Annotated in this window: 4 protein-coding genes and 1 pseudogene; all 5 read left to right on the plus strand. The window is 71.7% G+C overall.

Translation table 11 applies throughout. The annotated features are described in order from the left end of the window. Nucleotides 1–738 (plus strand): heme/hemin ABC transporter substrate-binding protein (locus AC07Z7_RS24865; protein WP_494768012.1); only part of this gene is annotated, 738 nt, incomplete at its 5' end. Beyond that, nucleotides 735–1,817 (plus strand): FecCD family ABC transporter permease, encoded by a 1,083-nt coding sequence (locus AC07Z7_RS24870; protein ID WP_494768013.1) that lies wholly within the window; start codon nucleotides 735–737, stop codon nucleotides 1,815–1,817. The genes AC07Z7_RS24865 and AC07Z7_RS24870, both read left to right, overlap by 4 nt. Then, nucleotides 1,814–2,647, plus strand: a complete 834-nt coding sequence (locus AC07Z7_RS24875; protein ID WP_494768014.1) for a heme ABC transporter ATP-binding protein — start codon at nucleotides 1,814–1,816, stop codon at nucleotides 2,645–2,647. The genes AC07Z7_RS24870 and AC07Z7_RS24875 overlap by 4 nt, the downstream gene beginning before the upstream one ends. A gap of 170 nt (nucleotides 2,648–2,817) precedes the next feature. Next, on the plus strand, nucleotides 2,818–3,174 hold the full coding sequence (locus AC07Z7_RS24880) for a hypothetical protein (RefSeq protein WP_494768015.1): 357 nt from the start codon (nucleotides 2,818–2,820) through the stop codon (nucleotides 3,172–3,174). 179 nt (nucleotides 3,175–3,353) lie between these two features. Then, nucleotides 3,354–3,812, plus strand: a pseudogene (locus AC07Z7_RS24885) (TolC family protein); the annotation flags it as partial.

Consider the following 3,812-nt stretch of genomic DNA (forward strand, 5'->3'; position numbering starts at 1 on the left):
GTGGTCTACCTGCTGGGCGCCCAGGGCCAACTGGTGGGCACCGACACCACCAGCCTGTTCCCCGAGGCCGCGCTCAAGACCGCCAAGGTCGGCTACATGCGCCAGCTCTCGGCCGAGGGTCTGCTGTCCCTCAAGCCCGACGCTGTGGTGGGCACCACCGAAGCCGGGCCGCCCGTGGTGCTGGACCAGGTGCGCAGCGCCGGTGTGCGCGTGGAGCTGGTGCAGGCCGACCACACCTGGGACGAGGTGCGCCGCAAGGTCGCCACCGTGGGCCGCGTGGTGGGCCGCGAGCGCGAGGCCCAGGCCCTGCAGTCGGACCTGGATTCGCAGTGGGCGGCGGTGCAGAAAGTGGTGGCGGCCGCCACGCGGCGCCCGCGCGCCATCTTCATCCTGTCGCACGGCGGCAGCCCCATGGTGGCGGGCACCGGCACGGCGGCCGATGCGCTGATCCGCTTTGCGGGCGCCACCAATGCGATCACCCAGTTCGCGGGCTACCGGCCGCTCACGGCCGAGGCCATGGCCAGCGCCGCGCCCGAGGTGCTGCTCAACAGCACGCAGGGCATCGAGGCACTGGGCGGCGAGGCCGCTTTCTGGCAGCGGCCCGAGCTGGCGCTCACGCCCGCCTTTCGCCGCAAGGCGCTGGTGGCCATGGAAGCCAGCCACCTGCTGGGCTTTGGCCCGCGCCTGCCCGCTGCCGTGCGCGAGCTGCACACCCGCACCCAGGCGATCACCGCGTGAGCAGCGTGGCCGTGGCGCAGCCGGGTGCGCGCTGGAGTCCCGCGCGCCTGTCTCCCCGCACGGCGATAGGTGTAGGGGCAGTGCTGGTCGTGCTGGCCTTGGTCTGGGCCAGCACGCGGGGCGCGTACGCAATTGCACCCTCCCAGCTGTGGCAGGTGCTGCTGCAGGCCGTGGGGGCTGCGCCTGCTGCAGAGCAGGCACCCGAATACTTGGTGTTCATCAACATCCGACTGCCGCGCCTGCTGATGGGCGTGGCCGCCGGGGCGGGCCTGGGGCTGGCCGGTGCGCTGATGCAGGGCCTGTTTCGCAACCCGCTGGCCGACCCCGGGCTGGTGGGCGTGAGCAGCGGCGCCGCGCTGGCGGCGGCCGTCACCATCGTGCTGGGCAGCCACTGGCTGCCCGACCTGCCGCGCACGCTGGGCAGCTGGACACTGGTGGGCATGGCCTTTGGAGGCGGCCTGCTGGTCACGGCGCTGATCTATGCACTGGCGCAGGCCGATGGCGGCACGCGCATGGGGCTGATGCTGCTGGCGGGCGTGGCGGTCAATGCGCTGGCGCTGGCGGGCTTGGGCTACCTCAATTTCATCTCCACCGATGAGCAGTTGCGCAACCTCCAGATGTGGCTGCTGGGCAGCCTGGGGGGTGCACGCTGGAGCGCCGTGGCGCTGGTGGGCGCCATCGTGGCGGTGGCCTGCGGCCTGGGCCTGGCGCTGGCGCGCCCGCTCAATGCGATTGCGCTGGGCGAGGCGCAGGCCGCGTTGCTGGGCGTGCCGGTGGAGCGCACCAAGCGCCTGGCGGTCCTGGTCACCGCGCTGGCCGTGGGCGCCGTCACGGCGGCCACCGGCATCATCGGCTTTATCGGCCTGGTGGCGCCGCACTGGGTGCGCCTGGTGGTGGGGCCGGACCACCGCGTGGTGCTGCCGGGCTCGGCCCTGCTGGGCGCCGCGCTGGTGCTTGCGGCCGACGGCGTGGCGCGCACCATCGTGCAGCCTGCCGAGCTGCCGCTGGGCGTGCTCACGGCCTTTATTGGCGTGCCGCTGTTTCTGGCCATGCTGCGCCAGTTCCGGAGCAAGGTATGAATGCCGCCGTCGCATCCCCGGTCACCACCACCGCTGATCTGCTGGTGTGCGACCAGCTGGGCGTGGGCGTGCCCGGCAGGCCCTTGCTGGCCACCGTGCATACCCAGTTGGTGCCCGGGCGCGTCACGGCCATCCTGGGCCCCAATGGCGCGGGCAAGTCCACGCTGCTGGCCATGCTTTCGGGCCAGCGCGCGCCGCGCTCGGGCCATGTGTGGATGGGCGGGCAGCCGGTGTCCGGCAAAGGCGCCCAGGCCCTGGCCCGCCAGCGCGCCGTGCTGCCGCAGGACACGGCCGTGGCCTTCGACTTCACGGTGCAGGAGGTGGTGGAGATGGGGCGTTTTCCCCACCGCCAGCAGCCCAGCCGCCACGAGGCGCGCATCGTGACCGAGGCGATGCAGGCCACCGGCGTGGCCCACCTGGCCGGGCGCAGCATCAACACCTTGTCGGGCGGCGAACGCGCCCGCAGCCACCTGGCCCGCGCGCTGGCCCAGATCTGGGAGCCCCTGCCCGATGGCGCCACCCGCTGGCTGCTGCTGGACGAACCCACCGCCGCGCTCGACCTGGCGCACCAGCACCACACGCTGGCCCTGGTGCGCCGCTGGGCGGTGGAGCAGGGCGTGGGCGTGGTCGCGGTGCTGCACGACCTGAACCTGGCCCTGCGCTATGCACACGACAGCCTGCTGCTCGCCCCGGGCCTGGCAGGCCCGCGCAGCGTGCACGCCACGGCCCACCTGCTCACCCCCGCCACCATCGCGCAGGTGTGGGGCGTGCACAGCACGCCAGTGCTGGCCGCCGACGGGGTGCCGCAGTACCTGGTGGCAGCGCAGTGAATGGCATTCTTATGGCAAAAATAGCCTCTACCGCTCTATGGGTCTCAAAGTTTGCTATAAAAAATGAAGCATCTGCTGGTATGCCTGCGCAACCCATAGAGGTAGGCCCCTCAACCCGTCAGGCTATCTGGCGGGGCGGGTGGCGTGGCCTGCTTAGAATCCCGCTGCCCATGCGCCGCTTGCTGCTCGTCTTTCTGTTGGTGTTCATGCCGCTCCAGTCCATCTGGGCGGCGGCCTCGCCCTATTGCGGGCACGAGTCAGCGCCGCAGGCATCGCACTTTGGCCATCATGTGCACGAGCACCATGGCGACGAAGGGGCCGACCACTCGGCCCCGGGCGCCAGCCCCAGCACCCTGGCCGACATGGACTGCCATGCCTGCCACGGCACAGGCGGCGGCCTGGCGCACAGTGCCAGCGCCCAGGCCATCGTGGTGGCCGTGGTGCACCCGCCGGGCCTGGCCGCATCCGCATGGCCACCCGCACCCCTTACGCGGCCCGAACGCCCCAACTGGCCAGCCCTCGCCTGAGCGGCGAGGCGGGGGCTTGGGTGGCTCCGTTTCTTTTCCTGATGATGTTGGCGACGTGCCTTCCCTGGCAGTAGCGGTGCGCGTCTTGCTGTTGGCGTGCGTGCACCGCTGACCGTCCCCTCCATCCATCGCGCCTCGCCGATTTCAACCTGTGGCCCCGGCCACTGCAGAGGAATCGGATGCAACCAACGAAACAACGACAACACACGTCCATTGCCGCGCTGGTGGTGATGGCACTGGGCTGGGCACTGCTGGGCAGTGCCGCACAGGCCCAGACCTCCAACCCCGGCACAGCGCCGCTCACGCTCCAGGCCCTGTTCGAGCAGGCCTGGCAACGCCAGCCCGAGGCGCAGTCAGCAGCTTTGCGGCGCGAGGCCGTGCAGGCCACACGCAGCGCCGCAGCGGCCTGGACGGCCGAGCCCATGGCGCTGGAGCTGTCCACCAAAACCGACCGCCCTGGCAGCAACCAGGGCAGCCGCGAAGCCGAAGTGGGTCTGGCCCTGCCGCTGTGGTTGCCGGGCGAGCGCGCCCGCAAGGCCGCGCTGGCCGACGCCGAAACGCAGGCGCTGGACAGCCGCCAGCGCGCCGCGCAGCTGCAGCTGGCCGCCACTGTGCGCGAAGCCTGGTGGGCCGCGCAG

Source organism: Acidovorax sp. GW101-11A03 (assembly GCF_059424825.1).

Excerpts from the sequence above, each read along its gene's own strand:
- AC07Z7_RS24880 (WP_494768015.1), top strand. The coding sequence starts at position 2,818 with ATGCGCCGCTTGCTGCTCGTCTTTCTGTTGGTGTTCATGCCGCTCCAG.
- AC07Z7_RS24875 (WP_494768014.1), top strand. The coding sequence starts at position 1,814 with ATGAATGCCGCCGTCGCATCCCCGGTCACCACCACCGCTGATCTGCTG.